Raw genomic sequence first — 17671 nt, forward strand, 5'->3', positions numbered from 1 at the left:
AATACACTGCGAAGATGACGGCTCCGGTACGCAATACCTGATCCGGAGCATGAGAGCGGCTGCGAGGACCGTTCTGGTTTGTTTGTACGCGGACAATCTTACTGCAGGGTTAGCGAGAGCTTAAGCAAACCTAAACATGGGCGTTTTTGGGCTTAACAAGATGCTCTCCGCGATTACCCAACGTCACCGCGCAGCATGCGGACGATGCCGGAAAAATCGTCGCTGGCATGGCCGAGCCCGGAGAACAGCGCATAGAGTTGCGCCGCCTGCGCTCCGAGCGGCGTGGCGACGCCGGACGCCTGCGCGGCCTCCTGCGCGAGCTTCAAATCCTTCAGCATCAGCGCGGCGGCAAAACCCGGCTTGTAGTCGCGGTTGGCGGGCGAGGTGGGCACCGGGCCGGGGACCGGGCAGTAGGTGGTCAGCGACCAGCATTGCCCGGAGGAGGTGGAGGCGACGTCGAACAGCGCCTGGTGGGTGAGCCCGATCTTCTCGGCGAGCACGAAGGCCTCGGCGACGCCGATCATCGATATGCCGAGGATCATGTTGTTGCAGATCTTCGCCGCCTGACCGGTGCCGGCCTCGCCGCAATGCACGATGCGGCCGGCCATCGGCTTGAGGATGGGTTCCGCCCTGGCGAAGGCTTCAGCGCTGCCGCCTGCCATGAAGGTCAGCGTGCCGGCGGCCGCGCCGCCGGTGCCGCCGGAGACCGGCGCGTCGACCGATAGCAGGCCGCGCCGCGCCGCGATCGCATGCGCTTGCCGAGCCGATTCGATGTCGATGGTCGAACTGTCGATCAGCAGCACGCCATCGCCGAGTTGCGGGATAATGTCCTCATAGACCGAGATGACATGTTTTCCGGCCGGCAGCATGGTGATGACGATATCGGCATCCTTTACCGCCGCATGGGCGTTGGCCATGACCGTCACGCCGTGGTCCTTCGCCGTGGCGAGGTTTTCCGGCACGAGGTCGAAGCCCTGTACCGTGTGGCCGGCCTTGACGAGATTGGCCGCCATCGGGTTGCCCATGTTGCCGAGGCCGATGAATGCGATGGTGGTCATGTGGGGTTCTCCGGGGCAGAAGGGTCAAGTGCCAGTAGGCAATAGGCGGTAGGGGAAACAAGAAACGATCGAGGGAGGATCTACGGAGCCGGCAACTCGCGAGCGAAAGGAGATAGTCCCCATTCTATCGCTACTGCCGACTGCCTATTCCCTACTGCCTAGTTCTTTCCCACCAATGCCCTGGCCACGATCATCCTCATGATCTCGTTAGTGCCTTCGAGGATCTGGTGGACGCGGAGATCCCGCACCAGCTTCTCGATGCCGTAGTCGTGCAGATAGCCGTAGCCGCCATGCACCTGCAAAGCATCGTTGGCGACCTGGAAGCCGATGTCGGTGACGAAACGCTTGGCCATCGCCGACCATTTGCCGGCGTCCTGGCTTTTGGCGTCCAGCTTTGACGCGGCGGCGTAGAGGAAGACGCGCGCCGCCTGAAGCTCGGTCTCCATGTCCGCCAGCTTGAACTGCACTGCCTGGAATTCGCGAATCGCCTTGCCGAACGCCTTCCGCTCGCCGGCATAGGCGACCGCCTTGTCGAGCGCGGCCTGTGCGCCGCCGAGCGAGCAGGCGGCGATGTTGAGCCGGCCGCCGTCGAGCCCCGCCATGGCGATAGAAAAACCGGCGCCTTCCTCCGAGAGACGATTGGCGACCGGCACGTGACAGTCGGAAAAAATCACCTGCCGGGTGGACTGCATGTGCCAGCCCATCTTGTGCTCAATAGCGCCGAAGGAGAGGCCGGGCATGCCCTTCTCGACCACCAGCGCCGAGATGCCTTTCGGCCCGTCGCCGCCGGTGCGGACCATGACGACATAGATGTCGCTGTCGCCGGCGCCGGAGATGAATTGTTTGGTGCCGTTTAGCACATAATGGTCGCCGTCGCGCACGGCGCGCGTCTTCAGCGCCGCGGCGTCCGAGCCGGAGCCGGGCTCGGTGAGGCAGTAGCTGGCGAGCCACTCCATCGCGGTCAGTTTCGGCACGAAGCGCTGGCGCTGCTCCTCGCTGCCGAAACGGTCGATCATCCAGGCGCCCATATTGTGGATCGAGATGAAGGAGGCGTAGCCCGGGCAGGCGCGCGACAGCGCCTCGAACACCAGCACCGCGTCGAGCCGCTTCAGGCCGGAGCCGCCGACATCGTCGCGCACATAGATGCCGCCGAAGCCAAGCGGGCCGGTCTCCTTGATGACATCCACCGGGAAATGCTTGTTCCTGTCCCAGTCGAGCGCGTTCGGCGCGACGCGGTCGGCGGCGAAAGCCTCCGCCATCTCCTTGATGGCGCGCTGGTCCTCGGAGAGGTCGAATTGCGTGGCGGCCGGATCGACTGCGGCGTCCATGGGCGTCCTCCCGACGTTTTTGGCTATGCCTTGCCGGCAATCTAGACCAATGATGCCGCCGCGCAACCGATCAGGCCGCGCATCGGTTGTGCGGGAATTGAAGATCGAGGTTTGCGTGACGACTGCCGCTGAATTGCTCCTAAGGTTCCGGGATTTTCTGGAAGGCCTAGCCGGCGCCGTGCCGGAGCGTTTTCTCGCGGGGATCGGCGATGCGCTCGTCGAACGGGAGCTTGCGGCAAGACCGCTTGTCTGTCTCCGCCATCTCCAGCGCGCAGGCGAACTGGCGCCGCCAGCAGCGAAGCCGCTGCTCGACATATTAATTCACGGCGGCGACCAACTTCACTGGGGCCAGACCTATACGGCCGCCGACTTCGGCCAAAAATTCGTCGACAACTACGGCTGGCTCGAACTGTTGGGGACGCGCGGTCATTTCGTCCATGACGAGATCGCAGCCGGTCTTTTGATCCTCGGTCCGCAGTTGCTCTATCCGGATCATCACCATGTCGCGGAAGAAATCTACATTCCGCTGACCGGCGGGACCGAATGGCGCAAGAGCGGCGGCGATTTCGTGGTGCGGGAAGCGGGCGAGGTGATCCACCATCCATCGAACGTCAATCACGCCATGCGCACCGGTGACGACCCGCTGCTCGCCCTCTATCTGTGGCGGGGCGGGCCGTTGGCACAGCGCCCGGTCATCGGCGGAGGCCGCTGACCATGGCGCGGGCAATCATGTTGCAAGGCACCGGCTCGGACGTCGGCAAGACGGTGCTGGTCGCCGGGCTGTGCCGCGCGGCGCTGAAACGCGGACTGAAGGTAAAACCGTTCAAGCCGCAGAACATGTCGAACAACGCGGCGGTCGCCGACATTCCCGGTGAGGCCGGCGGCGGCGAGATTGGCCGTGCGCAATGGCTGCAGGCGATCGCCTGTGGTGTTGTGCCGTCGGTGCACATGAACCCGGTGCTGCTGAAACCTCAGAGCGACATCGGCTCGCAGATCATCGTGCAGGGGAAGATGTACGGGCAGGCGAAGGCGCGCGACTACCAGGCGCTGAAGCCGAAGCTGATGGACGCCGTGATGGACTCGTGGCGGCAGGTAGGCGAGGGGGCCGATCTCGTCATCGTCGAAGGAGCGGGCTCGCCGGCGGAAGTCAATCTGAGGCCGCGCGACATCGCCAACATGGGGTTTGCGACGCGAGCGAACGTGCCGGTCATCCTGGTCGGCGACATCGATCGCGGCGGGGTCATTGCCTCGGTCGCCGGCACGCATCTCATCCTGCCGGACGAGGACCGCAACATGGTCGCCGGCTACCTCATCAACAAGTTCCGCGGCGATGCTTCGCTGTTCGACGACGGCATCGCGGCGATCGAAAAATTCACCGGCTGGCGCTGCTTCGGCGTCGTGCCCTGGCTGAAGGCGGCGGCGCTGCTCCCCTCGGAAGATTCGGTGGTGCTGGAGCGGCTGACGGCGGGGACACGCCGCGCGCTGAAAGTGGCGGTGCCGATTCTTTCGCGCATCGCCAATTTCGACGATCTCGACCCGCTGAAGGCCGAGCCGCAAGTGGAGGTGGTGTTCGTGCCGCCCGGCGAACCGCTGCCGGCAGATGCCGGGCTGGTCGTCATCCCAGGTTCGAAATCCACCATCGGCGACCTGATCGAGTTCCGCAAGAACGGCTGGGATGCCGATCTCGATGCCCACCGCCGGCGCGGCGGTCATGTCGTCGGCATCTGCGGCGGCTTTCAGATGCTCGGCCGCAGCGTGCGCGACCCCGACGGCATCGAGGGAAGCGTGCGCGAGACTCCGGGGCTCGGCCTGCTCGACATCGAGACGGTTATGGAGCCGGAAAAGACGGTGCGCAACGTCACTGCGCGCTCGATTGCCTTCGATGCGCCGCTGTCGGGCTACGAGATCCATCTGGGCCGCACTTTTGGTCCGGACTGCCTGCGGCCCTCGACCGTGATCGACGGCGTCGAGGACGGGGCGACTTCCGCCGACGGAAAAGTATTCGGCACCTATATGCACGGGCTGTTTTCCGGCGATCTTTTCCGCGCAAAATTCCTCGAAAGCCTTGGTGTGAAGGGCGGCGGCGTCGACTACCGTGCCGAGGTCGAGCGCGCGCTGGACGCGGTGGCGGCGGAACTCGAAAAGCACCTCGACTGCGACGCGATCTTCGCGCTGGCGCGATAGGAACCCGAGGTAGCCACGCGGCTATCGAAAGGAACCTTGGATGCATTGTTCCGGAAGGGTGGCAAGTCTAAGTGTCGCGCTTTGACAGCGCGGCGACATGATGACTTCACGAAAACCCGACGAGTACGACAAGGCCCAGGGCCGGGAACTGGCCCGGCTGCGCAGGGCGGCCGGCCTGACGCAGGAACAACTCGGCTTGCAGCTTGAGATTTCGTCGAAGCAGGTGGGCAAATATGAGCGAGGGCAGAGTCGCGTGCCGGCTGGCCGCCTCAAGGCCGCGATTGCAATCCTCCGAAGGGAGAGCGGTGCGGCGGGTGGTTTTTCGGAAGATCAGGCCTCCTACGGCGTTCCCGCCTCGGCCAAAGGCGTGTTGCTGAGGACGTTGCGGGGACTGGAGGATGGTGTGAAGTTCTGCATCGACGTGGTCGAGCGACTTTAATCCTGCGGCTGGAGGAGCGAGCGGCCGGGGCCGAAGTCTCGGCGCCGGCCGCCGCGGCTGTCAGTGGACGATCTGGGAATGCTCGCCGCCCGGTTTCGAGATGCCGCACAAGGCCGCTCCCGTCTCGGCAGCTTCGCCTTTCTTCGCCAGATCACCCAGCGAGATGATGCCCACCAGCCTCTTGTCGCGGTTGAGAACCGGCAGCCGGCGCACCTGCAGGTCGCCCATGTTCTCGAGCACCTGCTCGACTTCCTCGTCGTCGAAGCAATATTTCACCTCGGTGCTCATGACGTCGCGCACCTTGGCGTCCGGTCCCAGGCCCATGGCGACGCCGCGCACGGCGATATCGCGATCCGTGATCATCCCGACCAGCCGGTCGTTGTCGCCGACGGGCATCACGCCGGCATCGAGCCTGCCCATCATCTGCGCCACCTCGCGCATCGACTGTTCGGGATTGGCGATCTGAACGTCCCTGGTCATGCAGTGGCCGATTTTCATGGCAATCTCCCTGTGTGGTGAACCCCGCCGCCGTTCGATATGCTGAACCGAAGGAACGAAGTCTTTTCGGGAATGTTCCCCTGAATCCGCCGGCGATCGCCTTTCGCACACAGATGCAAACTACTGCTTCAGCAGCGTGTTCGGCAGGTCGCCCTCGACCTGGTCGATGACCAGCAGCCTCACCGTGTCCGTTCCGATATTGGCGCCCTGGTGCCAGCGCCCGACCATCTCGACGATGAAGTCGCCGGGCTTGTAGTCGGTGCTCTCGCCGGTCTCGGCATTGGTGACGCGCAGCGCGCCGGCCAGCACATAGGCGTAACGCTGGTAGGGGTGCTTGTGCACCGGCAGCGTGGCGCCCGGCGCGATCTCGAAGTTGGAGACGATGACACGCGCGTCCTTGGCCGGCAACACGATCGGCTGGCCGGCGGCAGTTACGTTTGTCGAGGCGAGCGGGGTGACGACCACCGACTGCGGCGCGGGATCGAGGGCCAGCGCAGGCCAGGCGAATGCCACCGCGCCGAAAAACGCCAACCCGGCACCGGCGTCGCGAAACAATTTGGCCGTCATCAATCCCCCCGATTTCCTGCCGGGTTGATTTTTGGCGCGGTGCGAGGCGGGAAGCAAGGCCGTCGGTGCTGGTCGTCGGCGCGTTCGGTGAGTTTTGCTAACAAACGGACAACGGTATTTCTGGCAGCACGGATCGCCGCCCTGGGGCGGAAAAAATCCGCGCCGGCCGTTGGTCCTCCGCTTGTGATCTTGCGCCGGGCCCTAACCTTCCGGAGCGAGCCGCCGCGCGGTCATGACGTGTTGGGGGAATCGAGCGCGTAGACGGCGAGCGCATGGGCATGCGCCAGAATCTCGTCGATCTCGCGGATGTTGCGCGGATGGATGGCTGTCGGGTCGTACCGCGACAGCCTGCCGCCGGGCGGACGCCCGCGCCGTAGCGGCGAGACGCGCCGGAAGCGGACCGCCTCGCGGCGTTGCTGGTTTTGCACGCCTGCGGCGCGGGCTTCCCTGTCGCGCGCACGGGCTGCGTCGTTGCGCGCTTTCCAGCGGGCGAAACGGTTTGCCTGGCCCGGCAGATCGTCGAGTGCGCGACCCAGCGCCTCCAGCCGCAAGACCAGCCGCGATGCGTTGACCGGATCGTCGAGCGACGGCGGCGGCGGCAGGGGACGGTACGGTGCGTCGAACGACAAGATGCGCGGCACGGCATGCGCGGGCACATAACGGCGGCGGACGCGGAACGGATTCTTGAGCGGATCGAGCAGCGGCAGGCTCAATGTGCGCAGGGCGGGTTTTGGACGTTTCTTCGGGCCCACCGGCATGAAGGCGCGTGGCCCTCGACGGACCGCGGGTTTCGGTTTTCGCGGGCGAAACGGCGGCAAGGTCACGACGATCCCGCGCGCCGCCGCGATGATCAGCCGCCGCGCCGCGGATTCGGCCGGACGCAGCAGCCGCAGGATGGCGCGGTGAAGCTGGCGCGGCAGGGTCGGTGCCCCATCGGCAAAACCGGCCATGGACACGAGCCATGCCAGGATGCGCTTCAGCGCCTGAAGATTCTTCTCGATCGCCCCACTTCCGTCCATCGCCAATTCCTTTCGCACCACGGCCGGCCCGACCAGTATGAGGAAGGTTTTGGGGGTGGGGATAAGAATCGTTCCCGGCGGGGTTTCGCATGCCGGGCGGAAGAAGGCGGGATCAGCAAAAGCAATGGTTTGGCGGCATGCGCCCAAGAATATTTTCCGGCGAGGCGAAAATTCCATCCCCGGATTTCCGGTTCCAACCCTTTCGGCGAGACATTTCAAAGCCTGTTCAGCCTGTCCGATTTCGAATGTTCTGCACCGGCTTTGTATCGTCGAATCCGCGGCCTGGATTCCCGACACTCTCCGCTCGCTTCGCTCGCTCACGAGGTCGGGAATCCAGGCCGCGACAGGCGTGAAGCCGGAGCCGGCGAAGAACCGCTGCGTTCGACCAGCCGGCAAGCCGGAGCCAAAACGGACACCGGTGAATGCAGTAGCTCAAGAACAGGAGACGGTTTCCCGGATTGAAGACGGGATCGAGATATGGCTACATCGCAGCCATGACCCGTCCTTCGTCCGATCCTTCGAAGATGCGCGTGCGCCGTTAGGGCGCACCGGTGATCGGAGGTTTTGATGAACTTCAAACGGAAGCGCCCGAAGAGCAGGCGGGCAGGGTGTCTGTTGTGCAAGCCCCACAAGGCGAACGGCTGCTGCGTCCGGCACAAGGATATGCGGTTCGGCAATCGCCGGCGGTATGAGGCGGGGAGCGAGCAACTGCGGTGCGAGGGAACTGAGTAGCGTTGGCGTTCCGTCCAACACCCCTCATCCGACCTCGCTTTCGACTCGCTCGCTGCGCTTGAGACTTGAAAGGGAGGTCGGATGACAGGTGTTGGTAGAAATGCAGTCTGCGCATAATCTGGCGGCATGCCGCACCACCAGCAGTGACGGCGAGGGCTCACCCTTCCCACTTAGGAGCGAGCAGCCTGTGGCCCTCGACAACCCCTATCGCAACCCCGCCTCGTCTAACTTTCTGAGCAGCATTGATGCAAAAGTTAGGTGATCGAGACAGGTATCTGGATCGTCGGACATCCCGCTTTTGTGAGCACGCGGATTCCTGATTGCAAGCACTCCGCCGGCGAAGAGGAACTTGAACCCTTCCTGTTCTTTCTTTTCCGTTTCCGTCATCATAGGAGTTAGCTTAATGGCAGGCGAGACCCCTCCAAGCACACGCATCATTAGACTTGTACCAAAATCGTTATCGTTCGAGATGCGCTGCATCTCCTCGTCGACAAACTTAAACGCCTCAAAAGTCGACTGTGCGAAATGACCGTTGTCAAATAACCGTCTGGTGTCGGGAGGGAGATCGGAATGTAGGTTTCGTGAATCAAACGGATGGCCCGCCTCTCTCTGAGGAGAAGCAGCTTCGGTAAATCGATATGCCTGTCGGGCTATTCGCTCAAAATCGTCAAGACGTCTGGCCATCGATTAAGTTCTTGCGAATGCTCCGGAATATGCGGTCATAAGTCTCTTGGTTCCCATCGGCGGGCAAATTGACTTCGATTCGAACGGTCAACCCGATATTTGATTCCTGCCTATTGGAAGCGAACGAACTGGTATCAGTTTCACGTACAGCTTCCTCAGAGGACTTTGGTGGGGTGGCAGTTCCTCCGCCTGTTTTTTTGTTGCCGGCTTCTGATGTCTTTTTAGGAGGAGGTTTGCGAGGGGGCGCTTCCCTTACAGGCGGAGCCGAGCCGTGACCTGACAGGGCCGCAAGGTATTGAAAAGTTCCGGCTTGCCTGCCGCCGACTATCTCAGTGGAGTGATCGGACGAACGAAAAAACTGGACCAAGCTCGACCGGTCCATTCCCCAAGCATCCTCGCCATGTAGTTCGAAAAGTTCGGCGTAGGCGTCTCGTACCACAGCTCCCAACTGAGTTTGGAATTCCTCGTCTTTGTGTTGTACAAAAGCCTTAGTCTTCTCGTCGACTTTTTTGCCTTCATCATCGATCAGTCCTAGAAAACGAAGAACGTTAATTACGTAAGATTCATTTTTGGGGGCCACTCCCAATTTTCTTAGAGTTTCGGCAGTTAACTATTTTGGGAACGCTCTTCGTCGCAGATGATCAACTGTCTTGGCTAATGGTCCCGACGATGCAACGTAGGGATATTTGTTGGCCATTTGCCACCTATATCGCGAGCTTTTCTTTTTGCGGTTCCTGAATCGCCATATCGCAGCGTCTGCACACAACTCAATGAAGTTTTGGAGCCTACGACGATGCGGTGGTCATGGAGCATCAGGTCTTGCGCTTGTTATAAGGAGACTGGTTTGTGGGCTTAAGAGAGATTCCTTCGGCAGACGCCTTGGTTTGTATCGCACCGGGCGTGCGGCCCAACTCTAAACCTATTACTCTTGTGGGGGTGTTTCCCTTTGCAAGAGTCTTTAATTCTCTAATCTCCGTTGGTGTCCAAGGCTTGCCGGAGTTTCGTTTGGTTACCGGAGTTTTGGCCATATATACCTCCCCGTTGCCAATTTGTTCTACATGCAACTAGCGTGCAAAGCAATCCGCCCTGCACGCCCAAGTTCAGTCTCTCATGAAGATCACGAGCACCCGCTGGTCGCCCCGCACGTGTCGCACTTCTCGCACGTGCCATTCCGCACCATGGTGAAATTCTGGCACTCGGAGCACATGTTGCCGGTATAACCCTGCATCAGCGCCTGCTGCCTTCGTTCGGCTGCGAGCGCTTTTGCGGCGGAGGCGTCGGCCTGGGCCTTGTCGGAGAACAGGGCGGTGGTGGGGGACGGCGCGTCGAACAGGTCGGGCGGGCTGTCGGCCTCGATGTCTTCCGCAAATTCCGCCGCGCGCTCCTCGTAGTCGCGCTTGAAGGCGGTGATTTCCTCCGTCCGCTCCGAGGCGAGCGGTTTTAGCGCGGTCACCGTGCTGCCGGTGAAGGCGCGCACGTTGGAGCCGGCGGCGGCGGTCGGCGCGGCCCGGACGGGCGTCGCGGCGGGGGAAGGGGCCCCGGCAGGTCCGCCGGCAAAACCTTTCGGCTCGGCGGATCTCGCCACCAGCGTCGGCTTGTGGCCGCGGGTCCAGCCCGTCGAAACGAGGTTGGTCTTGCCTTCCTCGATGCCGCGCCCCAGCGCGGTGTTGCCGAAGTCCGACGTGTCGACATGGGCGAGGTCGTTACGGCCGAGATAGGAGACGGCGAGCTCGCGGAAGACGTAGTCGAGGATCGAGGTGGCGTTCTTGATGGCGTCGTTGCCGATGACCACGCCCGCCGGCTCGAATTTGGTGAAGGTGAAGGCCTCCACATATTCCTCCAGCGGCACGCCATATTGCAGGCCGATCGAGATCGCGATGGCGTAGCTGTTCATCATCGCCCGGAAGGCCGCGCCCTCCTTGTGCATGTCGATGAAAATCTCGCCGAGGCGGCCGTCGCCGAACTCGCCGGTTCTGAGATAGACCTTGTGGCCGCCGACGATCGCCTTCTGGGTGTAACCCTGGCGGCGGTTCGGCAATTTTTCGCGGTCGCGGTAGAGGCGCTCGACCACGCGTTCGACGATCTTTTCGGTGACCTGCACGGCCTTGGCGGCCGCGGGTGCGGCGACCAGCGCCTCGACGGCGTCGTCCTCGTCGTCCTCGTCATCGGCGATGAGGGAGGCGTTCAGCGGCTGCGACAGTTTCGAGCCGTCGCGGTAGAGCGCGTTGGCCTTCAGCGCCAGCTTCCAAGACAGCATGTAGGCGTTCTTGGCGTCCTCGACCGTCGCCTCGTTCGGCATGTTGATGGTTTTCGAGATCGCGCCCGAGATGAAGGGCTGCGCCGCCGCCATCATGCGGATGTGGCTCTCGACCGAGAGGTAGCGCTTGCCGATCTTGCCGCACGGGTTGGCGCAGTCGAACACCGGCAGGTGCTCGTCTTTCAGGAAGGGCGCGCCCTCCAGCGTCATCGCCCCGCAGACATGGATGTTGGCGGCCTCGATTTCTTTGCGCGAAAAGCCGAGCGAGGCGAGCATGTCGAACGAGAAATCGTTGAGCTGCTCGTCGGTGAATCCGAGCGCCGTCTTCACCCAGTCGGCGCCGAGCGTCCACTGGTTGAAGGCGAATTTGATGTCGAAGGCCGATTTCAGCGCCGCGTTCAGAGCCGCGATCTTCTCGTCGGAAAAACCTTTCGAGCGCAGCGAGCCGGGGTTGATGCCGGGCGCCTGGTTGAGGTTGCCGTGGCCGACGGCATAGGCGTCGATCTCGGCGATCTGGGATTCGGAATAGCCCAGCGTGCGCAGCGCCTCGGGAACGGCGGCGTTGATGATCTTGAAATAACCGCCGCCGGCCAGTTTCTTGAATTTTACAAGCGCGAAGTCGGGCTCGATGCCGGTGGTGTCGCAATCCATGACCAGGCCGATCGTGCCGGTGGGCGCGATCACGGTCGCCTGGGCGTTGCGGTAGCCATGCTCCTCGCCGAGTTCGATCGCGCGGTCCCAGGCGGCCTTGGCGTGCTCGCCGAGTGCGGCCTGCTTCAGGTCGGAATGGGCGAGCGGCACCGGGTTGACGGCGAGTTTTTCATAACCGTCGCGCTCGCCGTAGGCGGCGCGGCGGTGGTTGCGCATGACGCGCAGCATGTGGACGCTGTTGCGGTCATAGTCCGGGAAGGCGCCGAGCTCGCCGGCCATTTCGGCAGACGTGGCATAGGCGACGCCGGTCATGATCGCGGTGAGGCTCGCGCAGATGGCGCGGCCCTCGGCCGAATCATAGGGGATGCCGGAGGTCATCAACAGGCCGCCGATATTGGCGTAGCCGAGGCCGAGCGTGCGGTAGTCGTAGGAGAGCTTTGCGATCTCCTTCGACGGGAACTGCGCCATCATGACGGAGATTTCGAGCACGATGGTCCACAGGCGGACGCTGTGTTCGAAGGAAGCAATATCGATGCTGCCGTCGGCGTTGCGATAGGGCAGCAGATTGATCGACGCCAGGTTGCAGGCCGTGTCGTCGAGGAACATGTATTCCGAGCAGGGATTGGACGCGCGGATGGCGCCGGCCGACACGCAGGTGTGCCAGTCGTTCATGGTGGTGTTGAAATGCAGGCCCGGATCGGCGGAAGCCCAGGCGGCGTAGCCGATCTTTTCCCACAGATCGCGCGCCTTCAGCGTCTTCATCACCTTGCCGCTGATGCGGCCGGTGAGGTTCCACTCCTCGTCCTTCTCGACCGCGCGCAGAAAATCGTCCTTGAGCGAGATCGAGTTGTTGGAGTTCTGGCCCGACACGGTGAGGTAGGCGTCGGAGTCCCAGTCGGTGTCGTAGGTCTGGAAATCGATCGATGTGTAACCCTGCCTGGCGAACTGGATGACGCGCTTGACGTAGTTTTCGGGAACCGAATTCTTCTTGGCGGCTTTGATCTCGCGCTTCAGCGCCGTGTTGACGGTGGGGTCGAAACAGTCGTCGTCATGACCCTCGCAATTGACGCAGGCCTTCATGATCGCGGCCAAGTGCTTTTTCACGATCTTGGAGCCAGTGACGAGGGAGGCGACTTTTTCCTCCTCCTTCACCTTCCAGTCGATGAAGGCCTCGATGTCGGGATGGTCGGCGTCGACGATCACCATTTTTGCAGCGCGGCGCGTCGTGCCGCCCGACTTGATGGCGCCCGCCGCGCGGTCGCCGATCTTGAGGAACGACATCAGGCCGGAGGACTTGCCGCCGCCCGACAGCTTTTCGCCTTCGCCGCGCAGGTGCGAAAAATTGGAGCCGGTGCCGGAGCCGTATTTGAACAGGCGGGCCTCGCGCACCCACAGGTCCATGATGCCGCCCTCGTTGACGAGGTCGTCGGCCACGCCCTGGATGAAGCAGGCATGCGGCTGCGGGTGCTCGTAGGCGGACTTCGACTTGGTCAGTTTTCCGGTGAAGGGGTCGACGTAGAAATGGCCCTGACCGGGGCCGTCAATGCCATAGGCCCAGAAGAGGCCGGTGTTGAACCACTGCGGCGAGTTGGGGGCCACGCGCTGGGTGGCGAGCATGTAGGCGAGTTCGTCGCGGAATGTCCTGGCGTCTTCTTCGGAGGCGAAATAGCCGCCCTTGAACCCCCAATAGGTCCAGGTGCCGGCGAGGCGGTCGAAGACCTGGCGGGCGTCGGTCTCGGAACCGTAGCGCTCGTTCTCCGGCAGCTTCGCCAACTCGGCCTCGTCGGGCACGGAGCGCCACAGAAAGGAGGGGACGGAGGTCTCCTCGACCTTCTTCAGCCGCGCCGGCACGCCGGCCTTGCGGAAATACTTCTGGGCGAGAATGTCGGCGGCGACCTGGGAAAACTGCGCCGGCACGTCGATGTCGGCCAGCCGGAAGACGATGGAGCCGTCCGGGTTCTTGATCTCGCTCACCGCCTTGCGGAATTCGATTTCCGCGTAAGCGCTCTGGCCGGACTTGGTGAAACGCCGCTCGATCAGCATCGGAATTCAGTCCTTCATCAATCTATATATAGCGCCCGTCCGCCGGTCTTCCACCAGCCCTCATGGGCCGGGCGCCTGTCCACCGCTCGCCGCGGCCCTCATGGCCGCGACAGTCCCGCTCCGCTTGCCTCCGCGCTCGTTCCGAGGGCAGCCGCCTGGAGCGTTCTTCCGGTCCCGGAAGCCGGTCCGTCCGACCGTTTTCCCGGGATCGACGTGATTTTTTCGAAAAGTCGTCTAACCACTTCATCTAGCGTCTATCGTCTCCGGTAAACACTAAATATAGGTTAACCACACCTTTCTTGCCACGTTTTCCCGCGGCATGACGCGAAAAAAACGGACAGTCCGCGCGCGCAAGGAGACACCCGCCGGAATGGCGGCCAAATGCCTGGAAACGCTTGGAGATCCGCTAATCAGGTCGGCGAGAGAGCCGCCGGCCGCGCCCGCAACAGGAGCACATGATCCATATGAGACGACTCGTTTCGCGGCGTCAACGATTCGTTTGTGCTGCTTTTGTGACCCCCAATATGTTGTGGGTCAGGGGTGTGGATAACGGGGATGGGCGACGCATCTGACCGGTGCGGCGTCGTCGATTCCTTGTGCGCAGGTTTCCTCCATCCGCGACCTTCCGATTGTGTCTCCTTTCACAACAGATGTGCCACCTGTAACAGTTTGGTAGCGCGGCCGGCGGTGCGGCGACATTGCGTCGTTGCAGATAATCAGGACATCATGCCCGGTGAATTTCCTGGATTGGCGACGGTCGCGCGAGCCTGGCGCGCCACCGCTGCCGGTTCTTACCCGGTGGCTGACAGCCACCGCAGAGAGAGGTCAAACCATGGCAGTCTTTACCGGCGGCATCGCGGACGAGACCATCACGCCAGGCTTCGTTTCCCCGACCGTGGCCAGCGGCGGCGGAAACGACCAGATGCTGGGCGGCGCCGGCAACGACCGCATGATCTGGAACTCCGGCGACGGCTCCGACCTGATGGAGGGCGGCGACGACAGCGACATCGCCGAGGCCAATGGCGGCAGCGGCGACGAGACATTTGCGGTAACCGCCAACGGCGCTCGCGTGCGCTTCGACAGGCTCGATCCGGCGCCGTCCTTCCTCGACATCGGCACGACCGAGACGCTGGTGGTCAACATGGGCGGCGGCAACGACAAGATCTCCATGGTCGGCAACCTGGCGGCGCTGATCAAGATCACGGTCGACGGCGGCGAGGGCGACGACACCATCCTCGGAAGCAATGGCATCGATACTTTGCTCGGCGGCGACGGTAACGATTTTGTCGATGGCCAGCAGGGCAACGATCTGGCGCTGCTCGGCGAGGGCGACGATACGTTCCAATGGGATCCGGGCGACGGCAACGACACGGTCGAGGGGCAGGGCGGTTTCGATACGCTCTCGTTCAACGGCTCGAACATCGCCGAAATTATCGGCATTTCCGCCAATGGCGGGCGTGCGCTGTTCACGCGCAATGTCGCCAACATCGTCATGGACCTGAACGACGTCGAGCGCATCAGGCACAATGCGCTTGGCGGCGCCGACATCATCAATGTCAACGATCTCTCCGGCACCGACGTCAAGCAGGTCGAGATCAACCTTGCCGGGGTTTTGGGCGGTACGGCCGGCGATGCCGCGGTGGACGATATTTCTGTGGCCGGCACCGACAACGCGGACACGATCAAGGTCACCGGCGGTGCCTCCAACGTCAATGTTGCCGGCGTCGTGGCCTCGGTGAAGATCACAACGCTGGAAGCCAACGACATCGTGCGGATCAACGCGCTCGGCGGCAACGATTCCGTCAATGCCGGCGCGGCCCTGCATGCGGTCGTGCTCAATGGCGGGATTGGCGACGACACGCTCAAGGGCGGCAGCGGCGCCGACCTTCTCCAGGGTGGCGACGACAATGACCTGCTCACAGGCGGTCTCGGCGGCGACCAGATGCTCGGCGAGGCCGGCAACGACCGCATGGTCTGGAATTCCGGCGACGGCACCGACCTGATGGAGGGCGGCGACGGCACCGATACGGCCGAAGCCAACGGCAGCGACGGGGCGGAGGAGTTCACCATCACCGCCAACGGCGCGCGCGTGCGCTTCGACCGGCTCAATCCGTCGCCCTCAGCGCTCGACATCGGCACGACCGAAGAGCTCGTCGTCAACATGGGCGGCGGCGACGACAGGATAGCGATGACCGGCAACCTGGCGGCGCTGATCAAGATCACCGTCGATGGCGGGGAGGGTGACGACACCATTCTCGGCAGCAACGGAATTGATCTGTTGCTCGGTGGTGACGGCAACGATTTCATCGACGGCCAGCAGGGCAACGACGTGATGTTGCTCGGCGAGGGCGACGACGCCGCCCAGTGGGACCCGGGCGACGGCAACGACACGATCGAGGGGCAGGGTGGCTTCGACGCGCTCAGCTTCAACGGCTCGAACATCAACGAGATCATCGGCATTTCCGCCAATGGCGGCCGCGTGCTGTTCACGCGCAACATCGCCAACATCGTGATGGACCTGAACGACGTCGAGCGGATCGATCATCAAGCGCTCGGCGGCGCCGACGTCATCAACGTCAACGACCTGTCCGGCACCGACGTGAAGGAGGTTCTGGTCGATCTTGCCGGCACGCTGGGCGGAACCGCCGGCGATGCCGCGATCGACCAGGTCAATGTCAGCGGCACCAATGGCGGCGACGCCGTCAAGATCACCGGCGGCTCCACCAACATGACGGTGAGCGGACTTGCCGCGAAAGTGCTGGTCACAGCGCTGGAGGTCACCGACGGTGTCGCCATCAATGTGCTCGGCGGCAACGACACGGTCGACGCCTCGGCGGCGCTGCATGCGGTGGTGGTCAATGGCGGTACCGGCAACGACACGCTGAAGGGCAGCGCCAGCGCCGACTTCCTGGCCGGTGGCGACGATGCCGACACCATCTCTGGCGGAGCCGGAAACGACCAGATGTTCGGCGAAAATGGCGACGACCGCTTCATCTGGAGGTCCGGCGACGGCACCGACCTGGTCGAAGGCGGCGATGGCACCGACACGGTCGAGGTCAATGGCAATGACGGCTCGGAGGTCTTTTCGATCTCCGCGAATGTCGACCGGGTGCGCGTCGAGGGGCTCAACCCCGAACTCTTCGCCATCGATATCGGCACCAGCGAGGCCCTCGTGCTGAACGCCAACGACGGCGACGATGTCGTCACCGTGACCGGCGCGCTCGGCGCGCTGATTTCCATCAGGGTGAATGGCGGCGCCGGCGACGACACAATTTCAGCCGCCGACGGCAACGACGTGCTCGATGGCGGCAGCGGAGCGGACCGGCTGGCCGGCGGTTTCGGCGACGACGTCTTCATCGTCGACACACAGGACGACGTGGTCGTCGAGATCATCGAAAACGGCGGCGCCGACAGGGTGATGGCGCGGGTGAGTTATGCGCTGGCGGAACATGCCGACATCGAATTGCTGACCACGACCGCAGCCTCGGCGACGACGGCGATCGACCTCACCGGTAATGCGCTGGCGCAGGAGATCGTCGGCAATGCCGGCAACAACACGCTCCACGACGGCGGCAAGGGAGCCGGCGATGTCCTGCGCGGCCTTGGCGGCAACGACACCTACCGCATCTTCAATGCCGATGACGTCATCGTCGAATCCGCGAGCCAGGGCGCCGCCGACCGCGTGACGGCCGCGGTGGATTACAGGCTCGGCGCGGGTGTTCACGTGGAAATCATGACGACCAACGGCTCGTCCTCCAAGTCGGCGATCGATCTTGCCGGAAACGAGTTCGCGCAGGAACTTGTCGGTAACGCCGGCGACAACAGGCTGGAAGGTCGTGGGGGGAACGACACGCTGCGCGGACTGGGTGGCAAGGACACGTTCGTGTTCAACACCGGTCTGGGAGCCAACAATGTCGATACCGTCGCCGACTTCAACGTCGCCGACGACCGGTTCCTTCTGTCGGATGCGGTGTTCACGGCGCTGTCGCCAGGTGTGCTTGCGGCTGCGGCCTTCCGGGTCAACACAAGCGGCCTGGCGAACGACGCCAGCGACCGCATCATCTATGAGAGCGACACCGGAAAACTGTTCTATGACGCCGACGGAGTGGGCGGCGCAGCAGGCGTCCACTTTACCACTGTCGGCGTGGGCCTCGGCCTCACCAACGCGGATTTTTCCGTAGCGTGAGGCGCGGCCCCGCCGAGGCGCATCT

At 63.1% G+C, this 17671-nt stretch carries 11 protein-coding genes and 1 pseudogene; 4 read left to right on the forward strand and 8 right to left on the reverse strand.

The annotated features are described in order from the left end of the window. Positions 1–173: 173 nt before the first annotated feature. Positions 174–1058, reverse strand: coding sequence for a 3-hydroxyisobutyrate dehydrogenase (gene mmsB, locus RB623_RS03190; RefSeq protein WP_308055304.1), 885 nt, complete (start codon positions 1056–1058; stop codon positions 174–176). A 158-nt stretch (positions 1059–1216) separates the two neighbouring features. Continuing rightward, a complete protein-coding gene (locus RB623_RS03195) occupies positions 1217–2386 on the reverse strand; it encodes an isobutyryl-CoA dehydrogenase (RefSeq protein ID WP_308055305.1) in 1170 nt (389 codons plus the stop codon). A gap of 115 nt (positions 2387–2501) precedes the next feature. On the opposite strand from RB623_RS03195, the gene RB623_RS03200 reads away from it, so the two are divergent. The 3 genes from RB623_RS03200 to RB623_RS03210 all read left to right on the forward strand — a co-directional run bounded on the left by RB623_RS03200 (position 2502) and on the right by RB623_RS03210 (position 5009). Continuing rightward, on the forward strand, positions 2502–3098 hold the full coding sequence (locus RB623_RS03200; protein WP_308055306.1) for a dimethylsulfonioproprionate lyase family protein: 597 nt from the start codon (positions 2502–2504) through the stop codon (positions 3096–3098). A gap of 2 nt (positions 3099–3100) precedes the next feature. Continuing rightward, complete coding sequence (locus RB623_RS03205) at positions 3101–4570, forward strand: cobyric acid synthase (RefSeq protein WP_308055307.1); 1470 nt, start codon at positions 3101–3103, stop codon at positions 4568–4570. A gap of 97 nt (positions 4571–4667) precedes the next feature. Next, entirely contained in the window at positions 4668–5009 is a 342-nt protein-coding gene (locus tag RB623_RS03210) for a helix-turn-helix transcriptional regulator (RefSeq protein ID WP_308055308.1), read from the forward strand. Between the two features lie 60 nt (positions 5010–5069). Here the strand turns inward: RB623_RS03210 and RB623_RS03215 are convergent, their stop codons facing one another. The 6 genes and pseudogenes from RB623_RS03215 to RB623_RS03240 all read right to left on the reverse strand — a co-directional run bounded on the left by RB623_RS03215 (position 5070) and on the right by RB623_RS03240 (position 13460). Beyond that, on the reverse strand, positions 5070–5507 hold the full coding sequence (locus RB623_RS03215; protein ID WP_308055309.1) for a CBS domain-containing protein: 438 nt from the start codon (positions 5505–5507) through the stop codon (positions 5070–5072). A 120-nt stretch (positions 5508–5627) separates the two neighbouring features. Next, on the reverse strand, positions 5628–6074 hold the full coding sequence (locus RB623_RS03220; RefSeq protein WP_308055310.1) for a cupin domain-containing protein: 447 nt from the start codon (positions 6072–6074) through the stop codon (positions 5628–5630). Between the two features lie 230 nt (positions 6075–6304). Continuing rightward, positions 6305–7093, reverse strand: coding sequence for a hypothetical protein (locus tag RB623_RS03225; RefSeq protein WP_308055311.1), 789 nt, complete (start codon positions 7091–7093; stop codon positions 6305–6307). Positions 7094–8029: 936 nt separating this feature from the next. Continuing rightward, positions 8030–8509, reverse strand: coding sequence for a TIGR02391 family protein (locus RB623_RS03230; RefSeq protein WP_308055312.1), 480 nt, complete (start codon positions 8507–8509; stop codon positions 8030–8032). Then, positions 8493–9104 (reverse strand): annotated as a pseudogene (locus RB623_RS03235) (DUF5343 domain-containing protein); the annotation flags it as partial. The gene RB623_RS03230 and the pseudogene RB623_RS03235, both read right to left, overlap by 17 nt. 522 nt (positions 9105–9626) lie before the next feature. Continuing rightward, positions 9627–13460 carry a vitamin B12-dependent ribonucleotide reductase gene (locus RB623_RS03240; protein ID WP_308055313.1) on the reverse strand — a complete coding sequence of 1278 codons (3834 nt, stop codon included), beginning with the start codon at positions 13458–13460 and terminating at the stop codon, positions 9627–9629. Between the two features lie 832 nt (positions 13461–14292). On the opposite strand from RB623_RS03240, the gene RB623_RS03245 reads away from it, so the two are divergent. After that, positions 14293–17646, forward strand: coding sequence for a calcium-binding protein (locus tag RB623_RS03245; protein WP_308055314.1), 3354 nt, complete (start codon positions 14293–14295; stop codon positions 17644–17646). Positions 17647–17671 lie beyond the last annotated feature (25 nt).

This window comes from Mesorhizobium sp. LHD-90, assembly GCF_030929505.1.
Taxonomy (GTDB): Bacteria; Pseudomonadota; Alphaproteobacteria; order Rhizobiales; family Rhizobiaceae; genus Kumtagia.